Below are 25,502 nucleotides of genomic sequence, written 5' to 3' on the forward strand. Positions count from 1 at the left end.
CTTCTGACTACAGCATGCCGGGCCGAACCGGAATCGCTTTTCGCAATTCCGCAGACGATCGATGACGGCCTCAGCCGGCCAGCAGCGCCTGCACCTTGCCGCAATAGCGCTTGGATACCGGGTTCATCCGGGTGGCGCCATGGCCTGCATTGTAACGCAGGATCGTGCTGCACACCTGGCCGCCGCCAAGCTGATGCGCCGTCGCCAGATATTGCATGCCCCAGCGAATATTGGTCTCGGGATCGTAGAGCGCCTTGGTGGTGCCGCGATAACCCATCATCCGCGCCGTTGCCGGCTTGATCTGCATCAGCCCGACCTCGCCTGCGCTGCCGCGGGCCTTCGGATTGAACTTGCTTTCCACCGAAACCACGGCATGCGCCAGATTGGTGGGAACGCCGTAACGCTTGGCATATTTGACGATCAGATCGGAATAATCGTTCCTGAGCGAGGAAGGCAGGCTCTTTTCGGGGATGGGATAACCGGGCTTGCGGAAGAAGGTCTCCAGCGTCACGGTTTTGGTCTTGACGTCCTCGTCTTTGGCAAAAGCAATCCCCGCCTGCGAAGCGAGCATAACAACGCCCGCCACGACAGCAACAACAACCCTGTTCATATGTAGAAAAAGTCTCCAGATCGGATGACAGAAACAATGAAGCGACACAAATAATCTGCGCCCGGAAAGTCGATCACGACCTTCCGCTGTCCGGTCTCCTTGATTGATATTGACGGCAGGTTCCCCTGAAGAACGACACCGCATGCAGTGACGTTCTTAAACTTCCTCAATGCGGATTAACTGTGGCACGGTAAAAAAAGCGACTTGAAAGGCAAGAAAACCGGGAACGATTTTCCTGAATCCGCGTTCAGGCGGCCGAAAATCTCGGCAGGCTGGCGATCAGCCGATGCAGCGTGTCGATGGTGGAGAAATCCGCGATGCCATCCACCAGAGCGGGACGGAAATGCCGCTGGAAGGCAGCCACGGCGCCTTCGGTTTTCTCGCAATAAGCGCCTGTAATTTCAACGCCGTAACCATAGATGGACAGCATCGACTGCAGCGCTTCGACCGGCTGGCCATGGTCGCCGCGCTGGAAAAAACGCCCGCCACGGATCGGCGCAGGCTCCACCCAATGGCCGACACCGTGCTGCGACAGGATGTCCCACGGGAATTTTTCACCCGGATCGACCTTGCGGATCGGCGCGACATCCGAGTGCGCCAGCACCCTTTCAGGGGCGATAGACCAGCGCTGGCCGCAATCGCGACACAATTCGATGACGGCTTCCACCTGTTTTTCCGGAAATTCCGGCAGGCCGCCGGGATGGCCCTGATTGGCGATCTCGATGCCGATGGAGCGGGAATTGATGTCTTGATCCCCCGCCCAGATGCTTTTGCCCGCGTGCCATGCACGGCGGGTTTCCGGCACGAGCTGAATGACACGCCCGTCTTCGAAGACGAAATAATGGCTGGAAACCTGACTTTCCGGATTGCAGAGCCACGACAGCGCGCCGTCGGCCGTCGTCATGCCGGTATAATGCAGCAGGATAATATCGGGGCTGGCCACACCCAGCCTTTCGCCATGGTTAGGCGAAGGCGCAACGGCTGCGCCCCCGAAATCCGGGGTAAAATCCGGCAGACATTCACTCATGCGACGCGGCGTTCTTTCTCGATGGCCGCATAGGCGGCGTTGAGAGCCGCCATACGCTCATTCGCGGCCGCATGCAATTCCATGGGAACGCCGCGTGCAATGAGCTTGTCGGGATGGTGTTCGGCAACCAGCGAACGATAACGCCGGCGAATATCGGAAAAATCGTCGGAAGGCGAAACGCCGAGCACGCGATAGGGGTCGCGCCCGTCCATATGGACATGCCGCGCCATGATCGTTTCGAAGTGATCTTCGGTGATACGGAAGATTTCCGCGATCCGGCCGAGGAAGGCCAGTTCCCGCTCATGGATCAGCCCATCGGCCTTGGCGATGTGGAACAGGCCGTCGATGACGCTTTCCAGCATCTCGCAATTGGCATGTCCGGAACCGCACAGACCGGCAAGCCGCTCGGCATAGGCCTCGTAACCGGCAACATCCTGACGGGCGAGATTATAAAGACGGGCGACGTTCTTGGCTTCTTCTTCCGGAAAATCGAAGATTTGCCGGAAGGCGCGCACTTCGGCATCGTTGACGACACCGTCGGCCTTCGCCATCTTGGCGGAGAGCGCGATGATGGCCACGGAAAAGGAAACCTTGCGGCGTGTCTCCGGATCGCCCTCGAAAAGGGTGCGGATGGCTTCCACCACGCGCCCGAGCGCACCGCCTGCCGCGTCGCCGATTGCGCCGAGCAGCCGTTCCCACAGGGATGAAATTTGCAGACAGGCGAAATCGAACATCATGCGACAAGCATGACGGGATATTGCCGCGAATGCAATATGTCCAGCGGGCCGGCGGCATTAACTTTTATTCATCTTTGCGACAGTTTTGCTTCAGGAACAAGAGAGCCGCAGACGATGGGGCCATGGTTTTCCACAGACGACGGGGAGCCGGCCACCGGCTATGCCGATTGAAACGATTATATTCCGCCACTTTGCTCAAGCCGCTGAAAAACCGCGAGAAATCGGCGTTTTTCTTTATAAATTCACTTTACACCTACACGCGGCTGTCGCATCCATTTGCCAGACATGTCTTTGGGTATATGTGAAAAGGAGAGCCATGATGGCCAAACAGAAAGTCGCAATGCTGACCGCGGGTGGCCTTGCGCCCTGTCTCTCTTCGGCCGTGGGCGGCCTGATCGAGCGCTATAGCGACATTGCGCCTGATATCGACATCGTGGCCTATCGCTCCGGTTATCAGGGCGTGCTTCTGGGTGACCGTATCGAGATCACCAGGGATATGCGGGAGAAGGCGCATCTGCTGCACCGTTACGGCGGCTCGCCGATCGGCAACAGCCGCGTCAAGCTCACCAATGCAGCCGATTGCGCCAAGCGCGGTCTGGTCAAGGAAGGCGACAATCCGCTTCGCGTCGCGGCTGACCGGCTGGCGGCTGACGGCATCACCATTCTCCACACTATCGGCGGTGACGACACCAACACGACGGCTGCCGACCTTGCCGCCTATCTCGGCGCCAACGGCTACAATCTCACCGTTGTCGGCCTGCCGAAGACGGTGGATAACGACGTTGTGCCGATCAAGCAGTCGCTCGGCGCCTGGACGGCCGCCGAAGTCGGCGCCTCCTTCTTCGACAATGTCAGCAACGAGCAGAGCGCTGCACCGAAAACCTTCGTCATCCACGAAGTCATGGGCCGCCATTGCGGCTGGCTGACCGCCGCCACCGCCCGCGCCTATATCCAGAAGACCAGCGGCAATGAATATGTCGAAGGCCTGATGATGAACACGCAGATGAAGAACATCGACGGCATCTACCTGCCGGAAATGGCCTTCGACATCGAGGCGGAGGCCGAGCGACTGAAGGAAATCATGGACAGGAACGGCTATGTCACGCTGTTTGTTTCCGAAGGTGCGGGCCTCGATTCCATCGTCGCCGAACGCGAAGCCTCCGGCGAGGCCGTCAAGCGCGACGCTTTCGGCCATGTGAAGATCGACACCATCAATGTCGGCGGCTGGTTCCAGAAGCAGTTCGCCAGCCTCATCGGTGCGGAACGCTCCATGGTGCAGAAATCGGGCTATTTCGCCCGCTCCGCCGCCGCCAATGGCGACGACCTGCGCCTCATTCAGGGCATGGTCGATCTCGCCGTCGAAAGCGCGCTCAACAAGGTCTCCGGCGTCACCGGCCATGACGAAGACCAGAATGGCAAATTGCGGACCATCGAGTTTCCGCGTATCAAGGGCGGAAAGCATTTCGACCTCTCTGCAAAATGGTTTACCGAAGTGATGGAACACGTCGGTCAGCCGTTCACAGCGGCCTGATTTTACGATAGGCTAAAATAATACGGCGACAGGGAGGGCAAGGAGGAAGAGAATGTCTGGACAGGCCTGGCTGATTTTTTGTGCAGCATGTGCCGTTGTGTTCGCACTCCCCTCTCCCCTTGTATTCTCTGTCGCCTCCTATGCCGCCATTCGGGGCAAAAAGACGGTCTTTGCCTCCGTCAGCGGCGGCGCGCTCGGCATCGTCACGGCCATGACGATTTCCGCCATTCCGGTGGCCGGTCTCGCCTGGCTGCCGCAATCCTTCGTGGAAATCGTGCAATGGGCCGGCATCGGCTGGCTGATGCTGTTCCTCCTGTGGACCTTCGCCACGCCTGCCGCACAGGCGGCCAATGCCGATAATGACAACCTGCCGGGTAAATCCTGGAGCGGCATTTTCCGCGATTGTTACGCCATTGCCGCCCTGCGCCCGCGCTACTTCGCTTTCTTTCTGGCGTTGCTGCCGCAATTCGTGTCCACATCCGGCAATGCAATTGAAACGCTTGCCATGGCGCAGGCCGCCATCCTGCTTCTGGCGCTGGTGATTCTGACCGCGCAGGCGCTGTTTGCCGGGCCTACTCTGGCGATGGTGCGCCGCATGTCGGGCGATAAAAAAATCCGGCCGAAATACCGCACCCACTTCATTTCCGGCCGCGCCGTCAGCGCCGGATACAGGCGCATCGCGGCCTGAAAAACCGCCCGAAAGCCGGCGAGAAACGTCCCGGCTTGCCGCTATCCTTACAATAGGTTAATGAAGGCGCGACGGGACACTGCCTGCTTCGCTCGACGCGGGGGTATCGAAAGACAGGCATAACGAAGGCGGCAACATGCGAAATTCGGGAAAATTCCGCGGAAGAAGTGCACTTCTTCTGTCTTCCACCGTGGGTCTGGCACTGGCATTGAGCGCATGCACCAGCGTCGAATATACCGCCAAGGAAGGGCCGAACGGCCCGAAGATCGCAACAGTCAATCCCGCAACCACTCCTGCGCAAACATCGGCGCAGCCGGCAACGGCCGAATCAGCAGTGGGCGCGACCCCGGCAGCAGCAACAACGGTGCAGACCGCCGAAACCGCAACCTCTTCCCAGCCTGCAGCACTTCCCACCGCCGTCGCCGTCAAGGGCGGACGCGTGGCGCTACCGCCAGCTTCTGAAATTGCTGCAGCCGCAGCCATCGCCGCCCAGATGCAACCGCAGCAGAACGAAGTCGCCCAAGCGAGTGTGACGACATCTGCGCCGACCACGGCCACGGCACTGGCACCGACAAGCGCCACTCCGGCGGCCGCAGCCATCGAAACGGCTGACGTGGCGGCCAAGCCGGCTGCCCATAATGCCGCCGCCGATCTGCCGCAGGTGGTTGCCGTCAAGGGCAGCTTCCCGCCTGCACCGCCGCCGCCCGGCTCGCCCTCCATCGGCACCGAACTGACGGCGGAACGCAAAGTCATTCCGCTGCCGAAGCCGGACAGCACGGTTCTGGCCTATGCCGCCGGCCCCACCAATGCCGCGCTGGCCGCCATTCGCCAGAACGAATCGATGACGGCGCCGCTCAATTCCGCGCCGGTCGGACGCGAAAAGCTGAGCGGCCTTATTACCAAATACGCCACCATGTATGATGTGCCGGAAGATCTGGTTCACCGCGTCGTGCAGCGCGAGAGCCGATATAATCCCGGCGCCTATAGCAGCGGCAATTTCGGCCTGATGCAGATCCGGCACGCCACGGCCCGCTCCATGGGCTTCGATGGCCCCGCCTCCGGCCTTTTCGATGCCGAAACCAACCTCAAATACGCCGTCAAATATCTGCGCGGCGCATGGGTTGTGGCCGGCAACGACCGCGACAACGCCGTCCGGCTTTATGCGCGCGGTTATTATTACGACGCCAAGCGCAAGGGCATGCTGCACGTTCTGCGCAAGTGATTGCCTCCGGCTCCGTTATGCGAATGCAACCGCGCGGCTTTTCTCAAGCCGCCGGGTGTTTTCATTTCGTCATCCTGATTGGGCGGCGCGGGCTGGTTTTCCACCGACACCCCTATTCCCCGGCTTTGCCCACAGCCCCTGTCATCAAATTGTAGTGTCACGGCTGTAGACGCCTCTCAATCGACTGAGAGGTGAACATATGACGAGTGCGGCACCCAAGACCGGCTTCAGCAAGAACACGAAACTGAAGTCCGCATTGCTCCAGCACAAGGCACTCTCCAAAAGCGGTCTGTCCGAGCGCTTCTTCGGCGTCCTCTTTTCCGGCCTCGTCTATCCGCAGATATGGGAAGACCCGGAAATCGACATGGAAGCGATGGAGCTTGGCGAAGGTCATCGCATCGTCACCATCGGCTCGGGCGGCTGCAACATGCTGGCCTATCTCTCCCGCAATCCGGCCAGCATCGATGTCGTGGACCTCAACCCGCACCACATCGCGCTGAACAAGCTGAAGCTCGCCGCCTTCCGCCATCTGCCCGCCCATCAGGACGTGGTGCGCCACTTCGGCCGCGCCAATACGCGCAGCAACAGCCACGGTTACGACCGCTTCATCGCCGAGCATCTCGACGCCACGACCAAGGCTTACTGGTCGAAGCGCACCCTTTCCGGCCGCCGCCGCATCTCTGTCTTCGACAGGAATATCTATCGCACCGGCCTGCTCGGCCGCTTCATCGGCGCCGGCCATCTCATGGCCCGGCTGCACGGCGTGAAGCTCACCGAAATGGCCAAAACCCGCACGCTGGACGAACAGCGCCAGTTTTTCGACAGCAAGGTGGCGCCGCTGTTCGACAAGCCGGTGGTGCGCTGGCTGACGAAGCGCAAAAGCTCGCTGTTCGGCCTCGGCATTCCGCCCCGGCAATATGACGAGCTGGCCAGCCTTTCCGCCAATGGCACGGTCGCATCCGTGCTCAAGGAGCGGCTGGAAAAGCTCGCCTGCAACTTCCCGCTCAGCGACAATTATTTCGCCTGGCAGGCCTTTGCGCGCCGTTATCCCGAACCGCATGAGGGCGCGCTGCCCGCCTATCTCAAGCCGGAATATTACGAGATGATCCGCAACAACACGGCCCGCGTCGCGGTTCACCACGCCACCTATACCGAGCTTCTCTCCAGAAAGCCGGCAAGCGCCGTCGACCGTTATATCCTCCTCGATGCGCAGGACTGGATGACGGACACGCAGCTCAACGAATTGTGGTCGCAGATCAGCCGCACCGCCGCGCCCAGTGCGCGCGTCATCTTCCGCACCGCGGCCGAAAAGAGCGTCATCGAAGGCCGGCTTTCGCCCGATATCCGCAACCAGTGGGTCTATCTCGAAGAGCGCTCCAACGAGCTCAACGCCATGGACCGCTCGGCCATCTACGGCGGCTTCCATATCTATCAGAGGGCTATGGCATGAAAACCATCGGCGAGAATGTGGGCCTTGCAGATAGCGCGCATGCGAGCCTGATGGACCGCATGTATCGCCACCAGCGGCATATCTACGATATCACCCGCAAATATTACCTTCTCGGCCGTGACCGGACGATTTCCGGCCTCGATGTGCCGAAAGGCGGCACGCTGTTGGAAGTCGGCTGCGGCACCGGCCGCAACCTGCTGCTGGCCAGCCGCAAGTTTCCGCAGGCAAGACTGTTCGGCCTCGACATTTCCGCCGAAATGCTGCTGACCGCAGCCGAGAATTTCGCCGGCAAGGCGGAACGCCCCATTCTGCGCGTGGCCGATGCCACCGCTTTTCGCGCCTCCGAATTCGGCCAGCCCGACGGCTTCGACCGCGTCATGATCCCCTATGCCCTGTCGATGATACCGGACTGGGAAAAGGCGATCGAACAGGCGCTCACGGCGCTGAAACCCGGCGGTTCGCTGCATATCGTCGATTTCGGCCAGCAGGAACAATTGCCGAAGTGGTTCCGCACCCTTCTGCAAGCCTGGCTCACCCGTTTCCACGTCACGCCCCGCGCCAATCTCCGCTATGTTCTGGCCAATATGGCCGGCCGTTTTGACGGTAATCTCGAATTCGAGGAAATCGCCCGGGGTTATGCCTGGCGGGCTGTCATCACGCTTCCGGTTGCCGAAGCGCAGCAGCCGAAAATCCACCGCATCCTGGCCGACGCCTGATTCCCGACGGATTGCGAAACCCGCCTGCGCGCCTGTGGCGTTGCCTTCAAGGCTCCGCCCGGCGAGATTTCAGCAGTAAAAATCGCAAATCGCTTCAAATCCAGCAGCTTGCGAGATGCAAAAAGCACCTTGCCCCTTGCCATAACCGCTTCTTTACCATGTTATGCGTAAATCGGGAGATACGGCGCGCCGTTTTGCGGCCGCGGGATGGGCAACACTTTCATCAGGGTTTCAATGCGGCTGCGTTTATCGGCACTATTGTCGGCTTTGCTGTTAATCGGCGGCTGCACCTCCACCAGCTATGACCTGCTGGAAACCGCATCCGTTTCCAGGCCGAAATTTTCCGATACCGATCCGCAGGATTTCGGCACGAACAACCCGCACCGCCATGAGGTGCACGGCATCGACGTGTCCAAATGGAATGGCGATGTCGACTGGCCGACCGTGCGCAAATCAGGCGTGTCCTTCGTCTTCATCAAGGCGACGGAGGGATCGGACCGCATCGATCCGAAATTCGGCGACCATTGGCGCAGCGCGGCGGCGGCAGATGTTCTGCACGCGCCCTACCACTTCTATTATTTCTGTTCGACAGCAGACGCCCAGGCCGACTGGTTCATTCGCAACGTGCCGAAGGAGGCCGTCACCCTCCCGCCGGTTCTCGACGTGGAATGGAACCCGGCCTCGCCCACCTGCAAGACGCGCCCGGCGCCCGGCATCGTTCGCGCCGAGATGCAGCGTTTCCTCGACCGCATCGAAGCCCACTATGGCAAGCGTCCGATCATCTATACCTCGGTCGACTTCCACCGCGACAATCTCGTCGGCCAGTTCAAGGATTACCATTTCTGGGTCCGCTCCGTCGCCGCCCATCCGGCCAAGATCTACGAAGATCGCAAATGGGCCTTCTGGCAATATACTGCAACCGGCGTCGTGCCCGGCGTGAACGGTCCGACCGACATCAATGTCTTTGCCGGCACGGAGAAAAACTGGCGGAAATGGATTGCTTCCGCCAAATAACACGGCCAAGAAGCAACACTTTTGAAAAATCGGCGTTGTTCTGCAGCGTCAGATCATTCGGTCCGTTTTTTTGTCGCAAACATATGGGTAAAGCGGGCTAACAACCTATCGAGGAAATTCCCATGCCCACGTTCCGGTCGCGCAGCATCGTTTTTGCCGCCGCTTTGTCGCTTCTTTCCACCGGCTCCGCCCTCGCCACACCGCCAGTGGCCGCGCCCGATGATCCCAAGCAGGTTGCCTGCGGCGGCGATCTCGGTGCATTCCTCGAAGGCGTGAAAGCCGATGCGCTTGCCAAGGGCATTCCGGCCGACGCGATCCAGAAGGCGCTTGCCGGCGCGCAGATCGACCCGAAGGTGCTTTCGCGTGACCGTGCACAGGGCGTCTTCCGCCAGACCTTCCTGGAATTCTCCCAGCGCACCGTCAGCCAGGCCCGTCTGGATATCGGCCGCAGGAAACTTCAGGAACTCTCCTCCACCTTCGCCCGCGCCGAAAACGAATTCGGTGTTCCGGCCGGCGTCATCGCCGCCTTCTGGGCCATGGAGACGGATTTCGGCGCCGTTCAGGGCGATTTCAACACCCGCAACGCGCTGGTGACCCTCTCGCATGATTGCCGCCGCCCGGAACTCTTCCGCCCGCAACTGCTGGCGCTGATCGAAATGGTCCAGCACGGCGATCTCGATCCCGCCGCCAATACCGGCGCATGGGCCGGTGAAATCGGTCAGGTGCAGATGCTGCCCAAGGACATCATCGCCTTCGGCGTCGACGGCGATGGCGACGGCCACATCAACGTCAAGAGCAGCGCCCCGGATGCGATCCTGACGGCTGCGAAGTTCATCCAGCATCTCGGTTTCAAGAAGGGCGAACCCTGGATTCAGGAAGTCTCGCTGCCGGAAAACCTGCCCTGGGAAAAATCCGGCCTCGGCGGCCCGTTGACCGCCGGTGACTGGTTCGCGCTGGGCGTGACCCCGCGCGACGGCAACAGAAACTTCGCCACCCTGCCCGCTGCCCTCATCATGCCGCAGGGACGCAAGGGACCGACCTTCATCACCTATCCGAACTTCAACATCTATCTGGAATGGAACCAGTCGTTCATCTACACGACCTCGGCCGCCTATTTCGCCACCCGCCTCATGGGCTCTCCCGTCTACAACAAGGGCAACCCGGAGCCCGGTTTCGACGATGCGACCATGAAGGAGCTTCAGACCAAGCTCGAAGCGCGCGGACACAATGTCGGCAAGGTGGATGGCATTCTCGGTTCCGGCACCCGCGTCGCCATCCAGAAGGAGCAGCAGCGTCTCGGACTGCCCGCCGATGGCTGGCCTTCGACCGCACTTCTGCAGGCGCTTTAAGCAATCTTAACGGCGCCTTCCGGCCCTTAATCTGTCGGACGGAATCAAGGCATAAAGTGTTAATCTCGACCTGATGACTGGGGATAACACCCCGGTCATTTACTTTTTTTAAACATATGAAGCACTGCGTGATAAGAAAATAATCTTTTATTTTCAAATAATTACAGAAATTTCCTTTTTATGCCGTCTGGAGACGTGCTGCACTGCATCACAAAAACCGCTTTTCAACTGCCACAAAACGGTCATATTATCGAACCTGTCAACAAGAGGAGGCACCCATGGGACTTACAAAATCTCTCAATGCCTTGGCAGTCGGTTTGGCGTTTTTGTTCGTAGCGATGATGCTTTTCATCTGACGAGACGTGAAGACCAAACGCAGATAAGAACCGTAGATGACACGAGTTTAAAAAGCGCAGGCCCTGAGGGACCTGCGCTTTTTTCATGTCGGTAATCCGCTGTGGTAAAATCAGGCGGCGCTGCGGCGCAAACGCTCCAGACCGAGATTTTCAAGCACCGCGTCAACCAGCGGCGCGCGGTTCATGGTGTAGAGATGGAACTCATTGACGCCACGCCGCTGCAGATCGGCGATCTGCTCGGCGGCAACCTCCGCGGCCACGCGGGCGCGACCTTCCAGATCGTCGTCATAACCTTCGAAACGCTCATCCAGAAAACCGGGAATGCTGGTGCCGCAGCGGCCAGCGAAGCGCTTGAGCTGGGTGAGGTTCTGGATCGGCATAATGCCCGGAACCACCGGAATGGTGATGCCCGCCGCCGTAACCATCTCCATATAGCGCTCGAACACGTCATTATCGAAGAAGAACTGCGTCAGTGCCCGCGTCGCGCCATTATCCGCCTTGCGCTTCAGCATATCGATATCGACCGCTTCGCTTGCGCTTTCCGGGTGCTTTTCCGGATAGGCCGAAACGGAAATCTCGAAATCGGCAATTTCACGCAACCCCTTCACCAGAGCGGCGGCGTTCTCATACCCTTCCGGATGCGGCTTGTAGGCCGTGCCGATGCCCGTGGAGGGATCGCCGCGCAGCGCCACGAAATGACGAACGCCGGCATTACGAAACTCTTCGATGACCTGATGCACGTCCTCACGGCTGGCATCCACGCAGGTCAGATGCGCAGCGGTCGCCAGATGGCTGTCGCCGATCATGCGGCGCACCGCATCCAGCGTCGGCGCCTTGGTGGATCCACCGGCGCCATAGGTGACGGACACGAAATCCGGGTTCCATTTCTTCAGCTCGGCAACCGTTTCCCAGAGCTGGGTTTCCATCTCGGGATTCTTGGGCGGGAAAAACTCGAAAGACAACCGGATATCGCCATCACGGCGCGCGGTTTCCGACCTCAACATATCATGCCCTCCCGGCAGCAAGTAAAACGGCCTCTTGCACCACATCGTCTGCCATCAGCAGCCGCTGGTCACGGGCAACCCAAATCGTAACATCCAGAGCTTCGTCGGACGCTTTTTCAGAATGAAGATCGACGGCACGCTCCAGAGAAAGTCCGGCCTTCTTCAGCCACTCTTCCATCAGCGGATGCGAGAAACCGAGCCGCACATGCGCATGCTCGTCGCGCAGATATTCGAAGGAATGCGGCGCAAGATCGATAACGATCAGCCGCCCGCCGGGGCGCAGCATGCGCGCGGCCTCGGACAGCGCAATCTCCGGCTGGTCGAGAAAATGCAGAACCTGATGGATGACGATCAGATCGAAATCCTGGCCTTCCAGCGGCAGGTTGAGAATATCGCCATGGCGCACGGATGCATTGACCACGCCCGCCTTGTCGAGATTGGCACGCGCCACCGAGAGCATGTCACGGCTGGCATCCACACCGATCGCGCGGCGATAGATACCGCTCAGCAGCTGCAGGATGCGGCCGGTGCCCGTGCCGAGGTCAAGCAGCGAATCGACCGGCGTGGTGCCCACCAGCTTCAGGAGCGCGCCTTCCACGGCCTCGTCGCTGACATGCAGGCGGCGCAGCTCGTCCCAGGCGGAAGCGTTGCGGCTGAAATAATCCTGCGCCCGCTCCGCCCGCACCCGCTTGACGGTGGCAAGCCGCTCGCTGTCGCGCTGGAGAACGGCGTCGGAGGGCGATGCGGCGCCAAGCAGCTGCCGGACGACGCCCGCAGGCTCACCATCCTGCCGCAAGCGGAAATAGGCCCAGGCGCCTTCCTGATAACGCTCGATCAGCCCCTCTTCCGTCAAAAGCTTGAGGTGACGGGAGATGCGCGGCTGCGACTGGCCGAGAATTTCGGTAAGATCGGTAACCGTCAGATCGCCGGCCGAAAGCAGCGCCAGCAAACGGAAGCGCGTCGGCTCACCCGCCGCCTTCAGAAGATCCACCAATTTGTCCAGACCGAACGCCACTCTGCCGCGCCTCGCAAGCTAATCAAGATATAAAGATATCTTTATGTCGATGTGGCGTCCGATGCAAGCGCAAAGTGTCGTGAGACACGATCATGTCCGCTTATTACACGGAAAAAGGCCCGCTTTGCGGCGGGCCTTTCTGAAGGGATCCGGAAAGGGATCAGCGTGTCAGGCGCTTGTAGCTCACGCGGCCGGGCTTGATGCTTTCCGGGCCGAGGCGGCGAACCTTGTCCTTTTCATAGTCTTCGAAGTTGCCTTCGAACCATTCCACATGGCTGTCACCCTCGAAAGCGAGGATGTGGGTGGCCAGGCGGTCGAGGAACATGCGGTCGTGGCTGATGATAACGGCGCAACCGGCGAAGGCTTCCAGCGCTTCTTCAAGTGCTGCCAGCGTTTCCGTATCAAGGTCGTTGGTCGGTTCGTCGAGCAGCAGAACGTTGCCGCCGGCCTTCAGCATCTTGGCAAGGTGAACGCGGTTACGCTGACCGCCGGAGAGATTGCCGACCTTCTGCTGCTGATCGCCGCCCTTGAAGTTGAAAGCGCCGCAATAGGCGCGCGAATTCACTTCGAACTTGCCGAGCTTGATGATGTCGTTGCCGCCGGAGATTTCCTCCCAGACGGTCTTGTCACCCGCCAGCGTATCGCGGCTCTGGTCGACATAACCGAGCTGCACCGTCTCACCGACAGTCACAGAACCGCTATCCGGCTTTTCCTGACCGGTGATCATCTTGAACAGCGTGGACTTACCCGCACCGTTCGGACCGATGACGCCGACGATGCCGCCGGGCGGCAGCTTGAAGGACAGGTTTTCGATCAGCACGCGGTCGCCGAAGGACTTCGTCAGGTTGTCGGCTTCAATGACGACGCGACCGAGACGCTCTGCAACCGGAATGACGATCTGCGCATCGCCGGGACGGCGGTTTTCCGCTGCTTCCACCAGCTCGTCATAGGCCTTGATACGTGCCTTGGATTTCGTCTGGCGTGCCTTGGGGCTGGAGGCGATCCACTCGCTTTCGCGGCTGATGGCCTTCTGGCGTGAGGCATCTTCGCGGGCTTCCTGCTGCATGCGCTTGGCTTTCGCCTGCAGGTAAGCGGAGTAGTTGCCTTCGTAAGGAATGCCGCGGCCACGGTCGAGCTCGAGAATCCAGCCCGTGACATTGTCGAGGAAGTAGCGGTCGTGGGTGATCATCATCACGGCGCCGGGATAATCGCGCAGGTGCTTTTCGAGCCAAGCGATGGTTTCAGCATCCAGATGGTTGGTCGGTTCGTCGAGCAGCAGCAGGTCCGGCTGCGACAGCAGCAGACGGCAGAGCGCCACACGGCGGCGTTCACCACCCGAAAGACCGGTTACGGCCGAGTCGCCGGGCGGGCAACGCAGCGCGTCCATGGCCATCTCGACCTGATTTTCGAGGTCCCAGAGATTCTGGCTGTCAATGATGTCCTGGAGCTTTGCGCCCTCATCCGCCGTTTCGTCGGAATAGTTCATCATCAATTCGTTGTAGCGGTCGACGATGGCCGTCTTGCTCGCCACGCCTTCCATGACGTTTTCCATCACGGTCTTGTTTTCGTCGAGCTTCGGCTCCTGCTCGAGATAACCGAGCGTCGCACCTTCGGCCAGCCAGGCCTCGCCGGTATATTCCTTGTCGAGGCCGGCCATGATTTTCAGAACAGTCGACTTACCGGCGCCGTTCGGGCCGAGGATACCGATCTTGGCGTCGGGGTAGAAGGAGAGATGAACGTTCTCCAGAACCTTCTTCGCACCGTAGGCCTTGTTCAGCCCGGCCATGTGATAGATGAATTGACGTGCCATTGTAGCGAATGCTCCACATCGGATTTTTAAGAGTACGTATCGGGAAATTTGCCGCTATGTAGGGTAAATAGGACCTTGGGGCAACCTCTGGCACGATTATGACCCCATGATTATGACAAGGGATGTTATGGCAGGGACAGGCGCGATCATGAATGAAACGACCGACGACTTGGCCTTCAGCCGTATTCAGAGGCTGGAGGCCCCCTCCGGCGCTTCCATCGCCTTTCGCCACCAGCCCTCCGCTCTTACCCCGGCGCGCGGCGTGCTGATGATCTGCCACGGGCTGGTTGACCACGCGGGCCGTTATCGCCGGCTCGCGGATGTGATGTCGAAGCAGGGTTTCGAAGTCTATGCCCACGACCATCGCGGCCATGGTCGCACGAGAGCGGCGGACGCGCCTCTCGGCCGTTTTGGCTGGAAGGACGGTGCGGAAAAGGTCGTTGCCGATGTCATGGCGATGCGCCGGATGGTCGGCGAAAGGCATCCCGGCCTGCCGGTAATCCTGTTCGGCCATTCCATGGGCGGCCTCGTGGCGCTGAACACCGCCGTCAGCCATCCGGATGCCTTCGACGGCCTCTCCATCTGGAATTCCAACCTCAATCCCGGCCTCATGGGCCGTGTCGCACAGGTTCTTCTGCGGCTGGAAAAAATGTTGAAAGGCTCGGATGTGCCGAGCGCCATTCTGCCGAAGGCAACCTTCCGCGTGTGGAATGCCCGAATGCCGGAAAGGCGCACCCATGCCGACTGGCTGAGCCACGACAGGGCGGCGGTGGACGCCTATGTGGAAGACCCGCTCTGCCAGTTCGAAGCGAGCGTTTCCCTGTGGCAGGATGTCTTCGAACTCTCCTATCGCGCACCGAAACTCATCGAGCGCCTGCCCAAGAATTTGCCGCTTCTCCTCGTCAGCGGCGATCAGGACAAAGCCACCAATGACGGCAAGGAGATCGTCTGGCTGGCGGAACGTTTCCGCGAGGCAGGCTTCAGCCATGTCGAGCACACGATCTACAAGGGCATGCGGCACGAGACCTTGAACGAAATCGGCTGGCAGCCCGTCGCGGCGGATTTCGCCGCCTGGTGCGGCCGCGTCGTCGGCGATTGAGGGGCCTTTGCCGAAACGGAATAAGTCCATGAGATAAAATCACATGCGACGCGGCAAGCAGCGGTCTATAAACCGGCAGACACAAAATACCGGGGGACCGATGACCGACATGCCGAACAGGAAACCGCCGCTATCAGGCATTCGCGTCATCGAGCTGGCGCGTGTTCTGGCCGGTCCCTGGGCTGGGCAGATGCTGGCCGACATGGGTGCCGACGTCATCAAGGTGGAAAACCCCGAGGGCGGCGACGATACCCGCGCATGGGGACCGCCTTTCGTCGAAAGCGATGATGGAGAAAACCTCTCCGCCGCCTATTATCACGCCACCAATCGCGGCAAACGCTCCATCGTCGCCGATCTGAAGACACCGGAAGGCTGCGAGCTGGTGCGCCGGCTGGTGCGCACCGCCGATGTCGTCATCGAGAATTTCAAGCGCGGCGGGCTTGCCAAATATGGCCTCGACTACGAGAGCCTGAGAGTGCTCAATCCGAAACTGATCTATTGCTCCATCACCGGCTTCGGCCAGACCGGGCCTTATGCCGATCTCGCCGGATACGATTATATAGTGCAGGGCATGTCCGGCTTCATGTCGATAACAGGTGAAGCGGACGGCCAGCCGATGAAGGCGGGCGTGGCGGTTGCGGATATCTTCACCGGCATCTATTCCGTGTCAGCCATTCAGGCGGCCCTGATCCACGCCATCCGCACCGGCGAGGGCCAGCATATCGACATGGCGCTTCTCGATGTGCAATCGGCCGTGCTTGCCAACCAGAACATGAATTACCTGATTTCCGGCAAGCCGCCCGTGCGGCTCGGCAACGCCCATCCGAATATTTCCCCCTATGAGGTGGTGCCGACGGCCGATGGCTTCCTGATCCTTGCGGTCGGCAATGACGGCCAGTTCCGCCGCCTCTGCACCATTCTCGGCATCGGCGCGATTGCCGACGACGAACGTTACGCGACGAACAAGGCCCGCGTGGCCCACAAAGCGGAAGTCCGGCAGATCGTTTCCACCGAAACGCTGAAATGGCAGAAGCGCGATCTTCTGACCGCCTGCGAAAAGAACGCCGTTCCGGCCGGACCGATCAATTCCATCGAGGAAATGTTCGCCGACCCGCAGGTGAAGGCGCGGGGCCTTCGCGTCGATCTGGAGGCGGAAGACGGCACCGCCATCCCCGGTGTCCGCACACCCATTATCATGTCGCAAACGCCGCTGCGCTATGAACGCCCGAGCCCCAAGCTCGGCGAACATCAGGCGCAGGTGCTGGCCGAACTGGAAAATATCGAAAGGACCACGACGCCATGAAGAGAACAGGCGGACAGTTGATCGTCGAAGCGCTGAAGGCCAATGGCGTCTCCCGCGTTTCCTGCGTTCCGGGCGAAAGCTATCTCGCCGTGCTGGATGCGCTTTATGAAAGCGGCATCGAAACCGTGGTCTGCCGCCAGGAAGGCGGCGCCGCCATGATGGCCGACACCTGGGGCCGGCTGACCGGCGAACCCGGCATCTGCATGGTAACCCGCGGACCGGGCGCAACCAACGCTTCGGCCGGCCTGCACATCGCAAGGCAGGATTCCATTCCGATGATCCTCTTCATCGGTCAGGTGCAGCGCGAAGCGCGTGAGCGCGAGGCGTTTCAGGAAGTGGAATACCGCCGCGCCTTCACCGAATTCGCCAAATGGGTGGGTGAGATCGACGATGCGCGCCGCATCCCCGAATTCGTCACCCGCGCCTTTGCCGTCGCCACCTCCGGCCGCCCCGGCCCGGTGGTGCTGACACTACCCGAAGACATGCTGGTGGAAGAGGTCGAAGCGCCCGAAGCAAAGCCCTATACTCCGGTCGAAGCGCATCCCGGCCCGTCACAGATCGCCGCTTTCGCAAAAATGCTGGGCGAAGCGAAGCGCCCGGTCTTCATCATCGGCGGCACACGCTGGTCCGAGGAAAGCGTCGCAGGCTTCAAGGCATTTGCGGAAAACAACAAGCTGCCCGTCGGCTGTTCCTTCCGCCGCCAGATGCTGTTCGATCACCTGAGCCCCTCCTATGCGGGCGATGTCGGCATCGGCATCAACCCGGCGCTGGCCAAGGAGATCAAGGAGGCAGATCTCGTGGTGCTGCTCGGCGGCCGCCTCTCCGAAATGCCCTCTTCCGGCTATACGCTGCTCGACATCCCCTACCCGTCGCAGAAACTCGTCCATATCTATCCGGAAGCCGAAGAGCTTGGCCGCGTTTACCGTCCCGATCTGGCAATCTGCGCCGCACCGGACGATTTTATCGCCGCCCTCTCCTCCATCACAATCTCCGGCAGTGCCGCATGGGCCGATCGCACCGCCGCCATGCATGCGGCCTATCTCACCTGGTCCACCCCACCGAAAACCGGCCCCGGCGCGGTGCAGATGGGTCCGATCATGGACTGGATCGAGGCCAATGTGCCCGAGGACGCGATCCTCACCAATGGCGCCGGCAACTATGCCACCTGGGTCCATCGCTTCCACCGTTTCCGTCGCTACAATACACAATCGGCCCCGACATCAGGCTCGATGGGTTACGGCCTGCCGGCGGCCGTCGCGGCCAAGCATCTGTTCCCCGAGCGTGAGGTGATCTGCTTTGCCGGCGACGGCTGTTTCATGATGCACGGACAGGAATTCATCACCGCCGTGCGTTACGGCCTGCCGATCATCACGGTACTGGTCAATAACGGCACCTACGGCACGATCCGCATGCATCAGGAGCGGGAATATCCCGGCCGTGTCAGCGGCACCGATCTTGTCAATCCGGATTTCAACGCCTTTGCCAAAGCCTATGGCGGCCACGGCGAAACGGTGGAAAGAACGCAAGACTTCGCCGCCGCCTTCGAACGGGCGCGGGCCAGCGGCAAGCCGGCCATTATCGAGGTGAAGCTGGATGCCGAAGCGATCACGCCGACGCGTACCCTGACACAGATCAGGACAAAAAGCTGACATGACGCATGGACACGGCTCCGGCATGGTGTAAATCCTGACGCTAGCAAGACGTCATCCTCGGGCCTGTCCCGAGGATCCAATCACGTATCGTAAAGTTCATCGGTTGCAGTTGCTCGGGACAGGCCCGAGCATGACGAAGGAGGGGTCTCACACTTCTTCCAGCAGCCCTTTGGATCAGGAAACGACATGCCGGATGCAGCCTCTCCCGTCATCACCCCGCGCGGCGCAAAAATCGAGCCCTCGGCCGGTGCGCCTTTCGAGGCCGTGCGCGTGGCCCGGGATGTCTTGCACACTTCCCGCACGGCAGCGCTTGCGACCCTCGATCCCGTCAGCGGATATCCCTATACCACCGCCACCAATATCGGCATCGAACCGGACGGCACGCCGTTCTTCTTCGCGGCGGGGTTGACGCTACATGCCCGCAACATGGAGGCGGACGCGCGCATCTCGCTGACACTCGCCCCCTTCGGCAAGGGAGATGCGCTGACGCTGCCGCGGCTGACTCTGGTGGGCAAGGCGGAACAAATCGGCCCGGATGAAGTGCCGCTCGCCATCGCGCGCTACATTGCCCGCTACCCCAAAGCGAAACTTTATCTCTCCCTTCCCGATACGCGGCTTTACCGGTTGCGGACAGAAGGTGTGCAGATCAATGGCGGCCCGGCCCGCAATGCCAGCAACATCACCCCGGCCGATCTGCTCACCGATCTGTCAGGCGCAGACGAACTGATGGCGGCCGCGGAAAGCGAAGCGATCCGCCTCAATGCCATCAAGGGCGAAGCATCCCGGCTCGCCGTTCTCGCCGGCGCAAAGACTGGCCGCTGGACGATCACCTCCATCGACCCGGATGGCATCGATCTCGCATCGGCCAGCGATCTGGCACGGCTGTGGTTTGCGGAGCGGGTGACGACGTTGAAGCAATTTGAGAAGGCGCTTGCCTAGCTTTTGAAGTGAAGTTTCCAAGCGATTCACAAACCTGGGACAATCCCCTCTCCTCCGTCATACTCGGGCCTGTCCCAAGGATGACGAAACGAACGTTTCGAATTTTCTCATCAAAAAAGGCCGGGCCGCTTTCCGCGACCCGGCCTTTTCTTAAAAACTCAGACGGATGCTCAGAGGGCAGCGGTCACGATGAACTCGACCTTGTAGTCCGGCGTCGCCAATGGTGCGCCGCTGGTGGCGCGGGCCGGCGGGTTTGCCGGGTCGATCCAGCCTTCCCAGACGGCGTTCATTTCGCCGAAGGTGGACATGTCGGAGAGGTAGATGATGGTCTGCAGGATCTTCGACTTGTCCGAACCCGCAGCGGCCAGCAGGCGATCGACTTCAGCGAGAGCGGACTTGCTCTGTTCCGTAACGCTCGTGCCTTCGCCAACCTGGCCGGCCAGATAAACGGTGTTGCCGTGAACGACGGCGCCGCTCATGCGCTTGCCCGGCTCGATACGCTTGATGGTCATGGAAAACTCCTGTTGATTGGCATTTAAAATAGAAAGATGCGCGGAAAATCAGCCGCGCAGGTGATGGGTCTTTTCGTAGATCGCCGTCGAGCGCGCACCGGAACGGCAATAGCCGAGCATCGGGCGCTGCAATTCGTCCAGCGCATCCACCATGCCGGCAACGGCATCCGCATCGACGCCGTAACGGCCGACCGGCACATGCATGATGGTGAGGCCAAGCTGTTCGGCACGCTCGGCAATATCGGCGAAAAGCGGCTGGCCGTCTTCTTCGCCGTCAGGGCGGTGGCAGACGATCGACTTGAAGCCGAGCGCCTTGATCTCGTCGAGATCGGCGACGCTGATCTGTCCCGTTACCGAATATTCGTCGTCTATGCGCCTGATATCCATCTTATGCCTCCGCTGAAACCGGCGTCCGCGCCGCTGGCTGTCATCCTTGAAATCCGCATCCGATGTAAGCGGTCAAAACCCCTGCGTCAATGACGGGGCATCTTCATTCGGTACGGCTCAGAGGATGGAAAAGCGCAGGCCGAAGGAACGGCTTTCGCCCGGCTGGAGAATATTGAACTCGCCGGCCGCCTCAAGCTCGCTCCGCCCCACCCAGCGATGCGAAACCGGCTCGATGCCGAGCACATTGGCGGGCGCCTGCTGGTTGCGCCACATCTGCAGATAGGGCAGCGTTTCCGTGCGAAAACGCACGGTCAGCGTCTTCCCGCCGATGGCCGCAATCGGTCCGAGCGCGAGCGAAGCCCACTCGTCATCACCGGCGGGAACGCAGAAAACGGTGCCCGGCTCTTCGCCGAAACGCCAGCCGTGGCCGCCACCATCCAACATCGCGCCTTCAAGCCGCACGGCGTCGTCGAAGAGGCGCGCGCCGACATTCATATGATACATCAGGAACACCGGGATGGGCCGCTCGGACGTGTTGACGATCTTATCATCGAGGCTGACCTCGCCGCTTTCCCCGTCGATACGCCATGTCCGTTCGAGAAGGGCCGTGCCGCCATCGGCAAGCTTCACGGGAACCTCGACGCGCGCCAATGCATTGGACTCGTGAACATCGAACGCAATGACCGTCGCGGGATGCGAGGAAAAGGACCCATGCAGCGGATATCGACGTCCCTCACCGTCGCCATCGATCGGTTCGGGATGGCGGATATGGTCGGGGCCGCAGGTGAACAGAAAGCCTTCCAGAGAGTGGTCGATGCGCGCATCGCCATCGTCGGGAATGGCGCGGCCGGGCGCGATGTCGATGCCATCGACAACGCAGGCGCCGATATCGAAAACGGAGGTTTCATCGAGGAAAATGCGCGGCGATCTGCCAGCCTGAAACGAACGCAAGATAACCTCCCTGTGACCCTAAAAACGCATGCTTCACGGAAACGCTACTAACCGTGACGGAAATTAAGATTGCATTAACCGCGAATTCACCTTTTTCACAATAGGGTCAAGATTGCGGTGTGTTTATCGGTGAACAAGCAAGGGATAGCAGAATCGTGAAACAGTTTCTTAACGCAGCTCTGGGTCTGACAGTCGCGCTGGCGGCAGCTATCGCCCCGCTACAGGCTGGCGCGCAGCAGCGTTATGGCGATCAGCGGACAATGCTGGTGACCCCTGATGGTCGTGTGCTCGACTTCATGCCGGAGCGCGGCGATATCGTCATCAGCCGCGATTCCATGGGACGCACGGTGTTTTACGACCAGTACGGCAATCTCCTCGCCACCGAAATGCCCTCCGGCTACCAGCAGCGGCAACAGGCACGCCAGCGCGACACCACCTATTATCCGCCCGCCCCCGGCGGCCAGTATCGTGAACCGCAACGCGACTACGGCTATCAGGACAATGGCAGCGTGCGCGATTACCGCGAATATCGCGGCGATGGTTCCGACGAAAATTTCTATACCGGCTCCGTTCCCGCACCCGGTGCGGTGGAAAGCGGCCCGCTCGGCCAGCCGATGCCGGGCGAAAGCACCACGGCCGCCGTTCCGCAGCCGGACCACCTGATCGAGCGCCATACGCCGGTAACAACGCCGGTCAATCGCTCGCGCCAGGAAATCGTCGCGCTCCAGACATTCCTCGACCGTGAAGGCATCTCGCCCGGCGTGATCGACGGCAAGATGGGCGACAACGTCAACAAGGCGATTGCCGCCTGGCAGGACATGACCGGCGAAAAGCTCGACCCCAACAATTCCGATGACATTCTGGAGCGTCTGCGCGCTTCCGGCGGCATGCCGATCGTCGATTACACCATTACCGCCGCCGACGCCGCCGGCCCCTATGTCGCCTCCATCCCGGACGACTATGCCGAGAAGTCGCAGCTGCCTGCCCTCTCCTTCACCTCGACTTCGGAAGCGCTCGCCGAACGCTTCCACATGGATGAGAACTATCTGAAGGAACTGAACCCCGGCATCGATTTTTCCGTTCCCGGCACCATCATCAAGGTCGTCAATCCGGGCGAGACGAAAAAGGGACAGGTGGCCCGCATCGTCGCGCATAAGGGCATCAAGCAGGTCTTCGCCTATGGTCAGGACGGCAATCTGATCGCCGCCTATCCCGCCACCATCGGTTCCACGGATACGCCCTCGCCAAGCGGCACGCACACGGTGGAGCGCATCGCGCTCAATCCCGGCTACACCTATAATCCGAAGATCAACTTCAAGCAGGGCCAGAACGACAAGATCCTGCAGATTCCCCCGGGTCCGAACGGCCCGGTCGGCACGGTCTGGATTGCCCTGTCGAAGCCGACCTATGGCATTCACGGCACGCCGGAACCCTCGAAGATCGGCAAGACCAACAGCCACGGCTGTATTCGCCTGACCAACTGGGATGCGACCGAACTGGCAAAAATGGTCCGCCCCGGCGTGGTGGTCGAATTCGCGGAATAGGATCGACCGAAAGAAAAAAGAAAAAGCCCGGCGGTTTGGTTCGCCGGGCTTTTTTTCATTTAATGGCGTTTCAGTCCCGTTTTTCCGTGAGGAAATAAAGCAGGGCTGCCACCGGCAAGGCGAAGCCGATCCACGAGGCGGCTTGCCATTCGCCGACGGCATAGGCCCAGCCGCCGACGGCGGAACCGATTGCACCGCCCATGAAGAATGTCGCCATATAGATGCCGTTCAGGCGGCTGCGGAATTCCGCTCCGAGCGTGAAGATGGCACGCTGGCCAAGCACCAGATTGGTGGTGACGCCGAAATCCAGAACGATGGCGGCGACGACCAGAATGGCGAGCGCCAGATGCGAGCCTTCGGGCGCAAGATGCGTGACGGCGAAGGAGAGCGCCACAGCCACCAGGGCAAAGAAGGTGGCCGCACGCGTCCAGCCACGATCCGCCATCCGCCCGGCAATCGGCGCAGCCACGGTGCCCGCCGCACCGGCCAGCGCGAAAAGCGCGATCTCACCCTGGCTCAGATTGAAATGCGGCCCGCTCAGATAAAGCGGCGTGGTGGTCCAGAACAGGCTGAAGGCCGCAAACAGGAAGGCGTGATAGATCGCCCGCCGCCGCAGGATCGGCGTGTGCAGCGCCAGCCGGCCCATCGAGGCCATCAATGCGCCGTAGCTCAGCCGGGCATCGGGCATACGGGCAGGCAGAAGCCGGAAAAGCACCACGGCAAGAAGCGCCATGACGGCCGCCGAGGTCAGAAACACACCGCGCCAGGACACCACTTCCGACAGAAGGCTGGAAACCGGCCGCGCCAGCATGATGCCGGCCATCAGCCCGCTCATGACATTGCCGACCACCCGCCCGCGAATGGCGTGCGGCGCCATATGGGCGGCATAGGGAACGATGACCTGCACCGCCACGGAACTGACGCCGACCAGAAAGGCCGCAATCAGAAACGGGGCCGCATGCGGCGCGAATGCCGCCGCCACAAGGGAAAGCACCGCCATCGCAACGGCGCTGACCACCAGCTTGCGGTTTTCAACGAGATCGCCGAGCGGCACGACAAACAGCAGACCGATACCATAACCGATCTGGGTCAGGGTCACGATCAGCCCCGTCGCACCGGCAGAAAGACCAAGCTCCGCCCCGATGATGCCGGCCAGCGGCTGGCCATAATAAAGATTGGCGGCAATCAGTCCGCAGGCTGTCGCCAAGAGGAACGTCAAAGCCGGGGAAATGGATGTTGCCTCGACATCATCCCCTTCAATTACACGCGTCGTCATCATTTTCTCCAATATGGAAACAATCGTTTCCTAAATAGTCACAAAATCAATCGGCAAGCTTCATGGCGATATCCACCACGGCCACCATGTCTTTAAGGCTGCGCCCCGTCTTTCCCACCACGCGCATGCCGTACATCATGCACAGCATCGCCCGGGCGAGATCGTCAGGATCGGCCTTCGAACGCACGGAACCATCCTTCTTCCCTTCGGCAACGAGGCGGGCGACAATTCGCTCCCTCGCCTTCACGGCCCGCTCGACCACGATTGCAATATCGTCATCCAGCGCCGCCAGATCGGCAGCAGCACCAACCACCAGACATCCATCGGAACCGACACCGCCATGCGACCGTTCCGCATAGAACATCAGGCCTGCCCTAACGCGCTCATAACCGGTATCGAAACCGGCCACCGCCGCTTCGAAACGCTCGGTCTGCACGATCCTGTAGCGTTCCATCGTGGCGATGAAGATGGCCTTCTTGTCCTTGAAAGCCTTGTAAAGACTGCCCTGCGCCAGTTCCATCGCATCGGTGAGATCACCGACGGAGGTGGCGTGATAACCGCGTCGCGAAAAAACGCGGATCGCCCCATCGAGCGCACGGTCGACGTCAAACTCGCGCGGCCTGCCGCGATGGCGCTGTTCCGGTGAATTGGTGTGGTTGATATTGCTCATGGTCGGAATATAGGAAACGATCATTTCCAAATCAAGCGAATAATTTTATCCTCTGTACGAACTAGCGCGATGAAGCCGGGCGCCTGGCTATTTCCCGATACAACGCCTCGGGAGAAACGCCTATTTCAGCAGCGAGGCTCTTCCATTGCCCCTTGGGCGGAAGCAGACCTTCATTGACGGTGATCCAGGCATCGAGCCGCGCGCCAACCGAGCGCAGCGCCAATATTTCCGCCCGCGTCCTGACCTTTTTTAGCTCGCCGGAGATATGATTTATCCATTCGAGTGCGAATGCAGGTTCGCGTTCCAGCAATTGCCGCAGCGTGCCGATAGGCACAAACAAGGCACGTCCGGCTGTCATGGCGATGGCGTCGCAGTGATATTTCTCCGAAAACACCGAGGCTTCGGCAAGAACCGTCATCGGCCCTGCCCGTTGCAACACGGCACTATGTCCATCCTCCTGAAACCGCATCAGATGGATATAGCCCTCGACCACCAGCGCCAGCACATGAATGGAATCGCCTTGATGAAAAAGGTATTCGCCTTTTTCAAAGGATCTGGACACGGACGCCTTCGGGCGAAGCTGGTCAAAAATCGAACTCGACATGATTTCTATCATGTCCGGCAAACGGGCCGGCTGACA

General features: G+C 60.4%; 24 protein-coding genes. 12 read left to right on the plus strand and 12 right to left on the minus strand.

Annotation, left to right across the window (positions count from 1 at the left end; translation table 11 throughout):
* Positions 1-70: 70 nt before the first annotated feature.
* From ACQZ5G_RS13570 to ACQZ5G_RS13580, 3 genes are all read right to left on the minus strand, one after another.
* Entirely contained in the window at positions 71-610 is a 540-nt protein-coding gene (locus ACQZ5G_RS13570) for a lytic transglycosylase domain-containing protein (protein ID WP_003522187.1), read from the minus strand.
* 247 nt (positions 611-857) lie between these two features.
* Entirely contained in the window at positions 858-1,637 is a 780-nt protein-coding gene (locus ACQZ5G_RS13575) for an N-acetylmuramoyl-L-alanine amidase (protein ID WP_448736587.1), read from the minus strand.
* On the minus strand, positions 1,634-2,374 hold the full coding sequence (locus ACQZ5G_RS13580) for a J domain-containing protein (RefSeq protein WP_003522185.1): 741 nt from the start codon (positions 2,372-2,374) through the stop codon (positions 1,634-1,636). The genes ACQZ5G_RS13575 and ACQZ5G_RS13580 overlap by 4 nt, the downstream gene beginning before the upstream one ends.
* Positions 2,375-2,693: 319 nt before the next feature.
* Between ACQZ5G_RS13580 and ACQZ5G_RS13585 the strand changes: the two genes are divergently transcribed.
* From ACQZ5G_RS13585 to ACQZ5G_RS13615, 7 genes are all read left to right on the plus strand, one after another.
* Complete coding sequence (locus ACQZ5G_RS13585; RefSeq protein ID WP_448736586.1) at positions 2,694-3,905, plus strand: pyrophosphate--fructose-6-phosphate 1-phosphotransferase; 1,212 nt, start codon at positions 2,694-2,696, stop codon at positions 3,903-3,905.
* A gap of 52 nt (positions 3,906-3,957) precedes the next feature.
* Positions 3,958-4,593 carry a LysE family translocator gene (locus ACQZ5G_RS13590; RefSeq protein WP_080816455.1) on the plus strand — a complete coding sequence of 212 codons (636 nt, stop codon included), beginning with the start codon at positions 3,958-3,960 and terminating at the stop codon, positions 4,591-4,593.
* A gap of 136 nt (positions 4,594-4,729) precedes the next feature.
* Positions 4,730-5,815 (plus strand): transglycosylase SLT domain-containing protein, encoded by a 1,086-nt coding sequence (locus ACQZ5G_RS13595; protein WP_448736585.1) that lies wholly within the window; start codon positions 4,730-4,732, stop codon positions 5,813-5,815.
* A gap of 199 nt (positions 5,816-6,014) precedes the next feature.
* Entirely contained in the window at positions 6,015-7,265 is a 1,251-nt protein-coding gene (locus ACQZ5G_RS13600) for a DUF3419 family protein (RefSeq protein ID WP_448736584.1), read from the plus strand.
* A complete protein-coding gene (locus tag ACQZ5G_RS13605) occupies positions 7,262-7,981 on the plus strand; it encodes a class I SAM-dependent methyltransferase (RefSeq protein ID WP_162935840.1) in 720 nt (239 codons plus the stop codon). Before ACQZ5G_RS13600 ends, ACQZ5G_RS13605 begins: the two co-directional genes overlap by 4 nt.
* Before the next feature lie 234 nt (positions 7,982-8,215).
* A complete protein-coding gene (locus ACQZ5G_RS13610) occupies positions 8,216-8,995 on the plus strand; it encodes a glycoside hydrolase family 25 protein (RefSeq protein WP_035239183.1) in 780 nt (259 codons plus the stop codon).
* 122 nt (positions 8,996-9,117) lie between these two features.
* Positions 9,118-10,344, plus strand: coding sequence for a lytic murein transglycosylase (locus ACQZ5G_RS13615; RefSeq protein ID WP_448736583.1), 1,227 nt, complete (start codon positions 9,118-9,120; stop codon positions 10,342-10,344).
* A 466-nt stretch (positions 10,345-10,810) separates the two neighbouring features.
* On the opposite strand, the gene metF is transcribed toward ACQZ5G_RS13615, so the two are convergent.
* The 3 genes from metF to ettA form a co-directional block, all read right to left on the minus strand.
* Positions 10,811-11,704, minus strand: a complete 894-nt coding sequence (gene metF, locus ACQZ5G_RS13620) for a methylenetetrahydrofolate reductase [NAD(P)H] (RefSeq protein WP_448736582.1) — start codon at positions 11,702-11,704, stop codon at positions 10,811-10,813.
* A 1-nt stretch (position 11,705) separates the two neighbouring features.
* Complete coding sequence (locus ACQZ5G_RS13625; protein ID WP_003522176.1) at positions 11,706-12,719, minus strand: ArsR/SmtB family transcription factor; 1,014 nt, start codon at positions 12,717-12,719, stop codon at positions 11,706-11,708.
* A gap of 160 nt (positions 12,720-12,879) precedes the next feature.
* Positions 12,880-14,529 (minus strand): energy-dependent translational throttle protein EttA, encoded by a 1,650-nt coding sequence (gene ettA, locus ACQZ5G_RS13630; RefSeq protein ID WP_080816446.1) that lies wholly within the window; start codon positions 14,527-14,529, stop codon positions 12,880-12,882.
* Positions 14,530-14,677: 148 nt separating this feature from the next.
* Between ettA and ACQZ5G_RS13635 the strand changes: the two genes are divergently transcribed.
* The 4 genes from ACQZ5G_RS13635 (at position 14,678) to ACQZ5G_RS13650 (ending at position 19,522) form a co-directional block, all read left to right on the plus strand.
* Positions 14,678-15,628, plus strand: coding sequence for an alpha/beta hydrolase (locus ACQZ5G_RS13635; RefSeq protein ID WP_448736581.1), 951 nt, complete (start codon positions 14,678-14,680; stop codon positions 15,626-15,628).
* Between the two features lie 100 nt (positions 15,629-15,728).
* Entirely contained in the window at positions 15,729-16,931 is a 1,203-nt protein-coding gene (gene caiB, locus ACQZ5G_RS13640; RefSeq protein WP_448736580.1) for a succinate--glutarate CoA-transferase, read from the plus strand.
* Entirely contained in the window at positions 16,928-18,580 is a 1,653-nt protein-coding gene (locus ACQZ5G_RS13645) for a thiamine pyrophosphate-binding protein (protein WP_448736579.1), read from the plus strand. The genes caiB and ACQZ5G_RS13645 overlap by 4 nt, the downstream gene beginning before the upstream one ends.
* A gap of 189 nt (positions 18,581-18,769) precedes the next feature.
* Positions 18,770-19,522, plus strand: a complete 753-nt coding sequence (locus ACQZ5G_RS13650; protein WP_448736578.1) for a HugZ family pyridoxamine 5'-phosphate oxidase — start codon at positions 18,770-18,772, stop codon at positions 19,520-19,522.
* Between the two features lie 170 nt (positions 19,523-19,692).
* On the opposite strand, the gene ACQZ5G_RS13655 is transcribed toward ACQZ5G_RS13650, so the two are convergent.
* From ACQZ5G_RS13655 to ACQZ5G_RS13665, 3 genes are all read right to left on the minus strand, one after another.
* Complete coding sequence (locus ACQZ5G_RS13655; protein ID WP_003494829.1) at positions 19,693-20,034, minus strand: RidA family protein; 342 nt, start codon at positions 20,032-20,034, stop codon at positions 19,693-19,695.
* Between the two features lie 48 nt (positions 20,035-20,082).
* Positions 20,083-20,421, minus strand: coding sequence for a protein tyrosine phosphatase family protein (locus ACQZ5G_RS13660; RefSeq protein WP_003522797.1), 339 nt, complete (start codon positions 20,419-20,421; stop codon positions 20,083-20,085).
* Positions 20,422-20,538: 117 nt separating this feature from the next.
* Positions 20,539-21,372: an aldose 1-epimerase family protein gene (locus ACQZ5G_RS13665; protein WP_448736577.1), complete on the minus strand. Its 834-nt coding sequence runs from the start codon at positions 21,370-21,372 to the stop codon at positions 20,539-20,541.
* 155 nt (positions 21,373-21,527) lie between these two features.
* Between ACQZ5G_RS13665 and ACQZ5G_RS13670 the strand changes: the two genes are divergently transcribed.
* Positions 21,528-22,916, plus strand: a complete 1,389-nt coding sequence (locus ACQZ5G_RS13670) for a L,D-transpeptidase family protein (protein ID WP_448736576.1) — start codon at positions 21,528-21,530, stop codon at positions 22,914-22,916.
* 70 nt (positions 22,917-22,986) lie between these two features.
* Here ACQZ5G_RS13670 and ACQZ5G_RS13675 read toward each other — a convergent pair whose 3' ends face one another.
* Genes ACQZ5G_RS13675 through ACQZ5G_RS13685 form a run of 3 tightly spaced genes read right to left on the minus strand, consistent with a single transcriptional unit; the run spans position 22,987 to position 25,478 of the window.
* On the minus strand, positions 22,987-24,192 hold the full coding sequence (locus ACQZ5G_RS13675; protein WP_020813639.1) for an MFS transporter: 1,206 nt from the start codon (positions 24,190-24,192) through the stop codon (positions 22,987-22,989).
* Positions 24,193-24,238: 46 nt separating this feature from the next.
* A complete protein-coding gene (locus ACQZ5G_RS13680) occupies positions 24,239-24,886 on the minus strand; it encodes a TetR/AcrR family transcriptional regulator (RefSeq protein WP_448736575.1) in 648 nt (215 codons plus the stop codon).
* 37 nt (positions 24,887-24,923) lie between these two features.
* Entirely contained in the window at positions 24,924-25,478 is a 555-nt protein-coding gene (locus ACQZ5G_RS13685) for a Crp/Fnr family transcriptional regulator (protein ID WP_448736574.1), read from the minus strand.
* Between the last annotated feature and the right edge of the window lie 24 nt (positions 25,479-25,502).

This window comes from Agrobacterium sp. 22-214-1 (assembly GCF_053522465.1).

Excerpts from the sequence above, each read along its gene's own strand:
- ACQZ5G_RS13570 (WP_003522187.1), bottom strand. The coding sequence starts at position 610 with ATGAACAGGGTTGTTGTTGCTGTCGTGGCGGGCGTTGTTATGCTCGCT.
- ACQZ5G_RS13575 (WP_448736587.1), bottom strand. The coding sequence starts at position 1,637 with ATGAGTGAATGTCTGCCGGATTTTACCCCGGATTTCGGGGGCGCAGCC.
- ACQZ5G_RS13580 (WP_003522185.1), bottom strand. The coding sequence starts at position 2,374 with ATGATGTTCGATTTCGCCTGTCTGCAAATTTCATCCCTGTGGGAACGG.
- ACQZ5G_RS13585 (WP_448736586.1), top strand. The coding sequence starts at position 2,694 with ATGGCCAAACAGAAAGTCGCAATGCTGACCGCGGGTGGCCTTGCGCCC.
- ACQZ5G_RS13590 (WP_080816455.1), top strand. The coding sequence starts at position 3,958 with ATGTCTGGACAGGCCTGGCTGATTTTTTGTGCAGCATGTGCCGTTGTG.
- ACQZ5G_RS13595 (WP_448736585.1), top strand. The coding sequence starts at position 4,730 with ATGCGAAATTCGGGAAAATTCCGCGGAAGAAGTGCACTTCTTCTGTCT.
- ACQZ5G_RS13600 (WP_448736584.1), top strand. The coding sequence starts at position 6,015 with ATGACGAGTGCGGCACCCAAGACCGGCTTCAGCAAGAACACGAAACTG.
- ACQZ5G_RS13605 (WP_162935840.1), top strand. The coding sequence starts at position 7,262 with ATGAAAACCATCGGCGAGAATGTGGGCCTTGCAGATAGCGCGCATGCG.
- ACQZ5G_RS13610 (WP_035239183.1), top strand. The coding sequence starts at position 8,216 with ATGCGGCTGCGTTTATCGGCACTATTGTCGGCTTTGCTGTTAATCGGC.
- ACQZ5G_RS13615 (WP_448736583.1), top strand. The coding sequence starts at position 9,118 with ATGCCCACGTTCCGGTCGCGCAGCATCGTTTTTGCCGCCGCTTTGTCG.
- metF (WP_448736582.1), bottom strand. The coding sequence starts at position 11,704 with ATGTTGAGGTCGGAAACCGCGCGCCGTGATGGCGATATCCGGTTGTCT.
- ettA (WP_080816446.1), bottom strand. The coding sequence starts at position 14,529 with ATGGCACGTCAATTCATCTATCACATGGCCGGGCTGAACAAGGCCTAC.
- ACQZ5G_RS13635 (WP_448736581.1), top strand. The coding sequence starts at position 14,678 with ATGAATGAAACGACCGACGACTTGGCCTTCAGCCGTATTCAGAGGCTG.
- caiB (WP_448736580.1), top strand. The coding sequence starts at position 15,729 with ATGACCGACATGCCGAACAGGAAACCGCCGCTATCAGGCATTCGCGTC.
- ACQZ5G_RS13645 (WP_448736579.1), top strand. The coding sequence starts at position 16,928 with ATGAAGAGAACAGGCGGACAGTTGATCGTCGAAGCGCTGAAGGCCAAT.
- ACQZ5G_RS13650 (WP_448736578.1), top strand. The coding sequence starts at position 18,770 with ATGCCGGATGCAGCCTCTCCCGTCATCACCCCGCGCGGCGCAAAAATC.
- ACQZ5G_RS13655 (WP_003494829.1), bottom strand. The coding sequence starts at position 20,034 with ATGACCATCAAGCGTATCGAGCCGGGCAAGCGCATGAGCGGCGCCGTC.
- ACQZ5G_RS13660 (WP_003522797.1), bottom strand. The coding sequence starts at position 20,421 with ATGGATATCAGGCGCATAGACGACGAATATTCGGTAACGGGACAGATC.
- ACQZ5G_RS13675 (WP_020813639.1), bottom strand. The coding sequence starts at position 24,192 with ATGACGACGCGTGTAATTGAAGGGGATGATGTCGAGGCAACATCCATT.
- ACQZ5G_RS13680 (WP_448736575.1), bottom strand. The coding sequence starts at position 24,886 with ATGATCGTTTCCTATATTCCGACCATGAGCAATATCAACCACACCAAT.
- ACQZ5G_RS13685 (WP_448736574.1), bottom strand. The coding sequence starts at position 25,478 with ATGATAGAAATCATGTCGAGTTCGATTTTTGACCAGCTTCGCCCGAAG.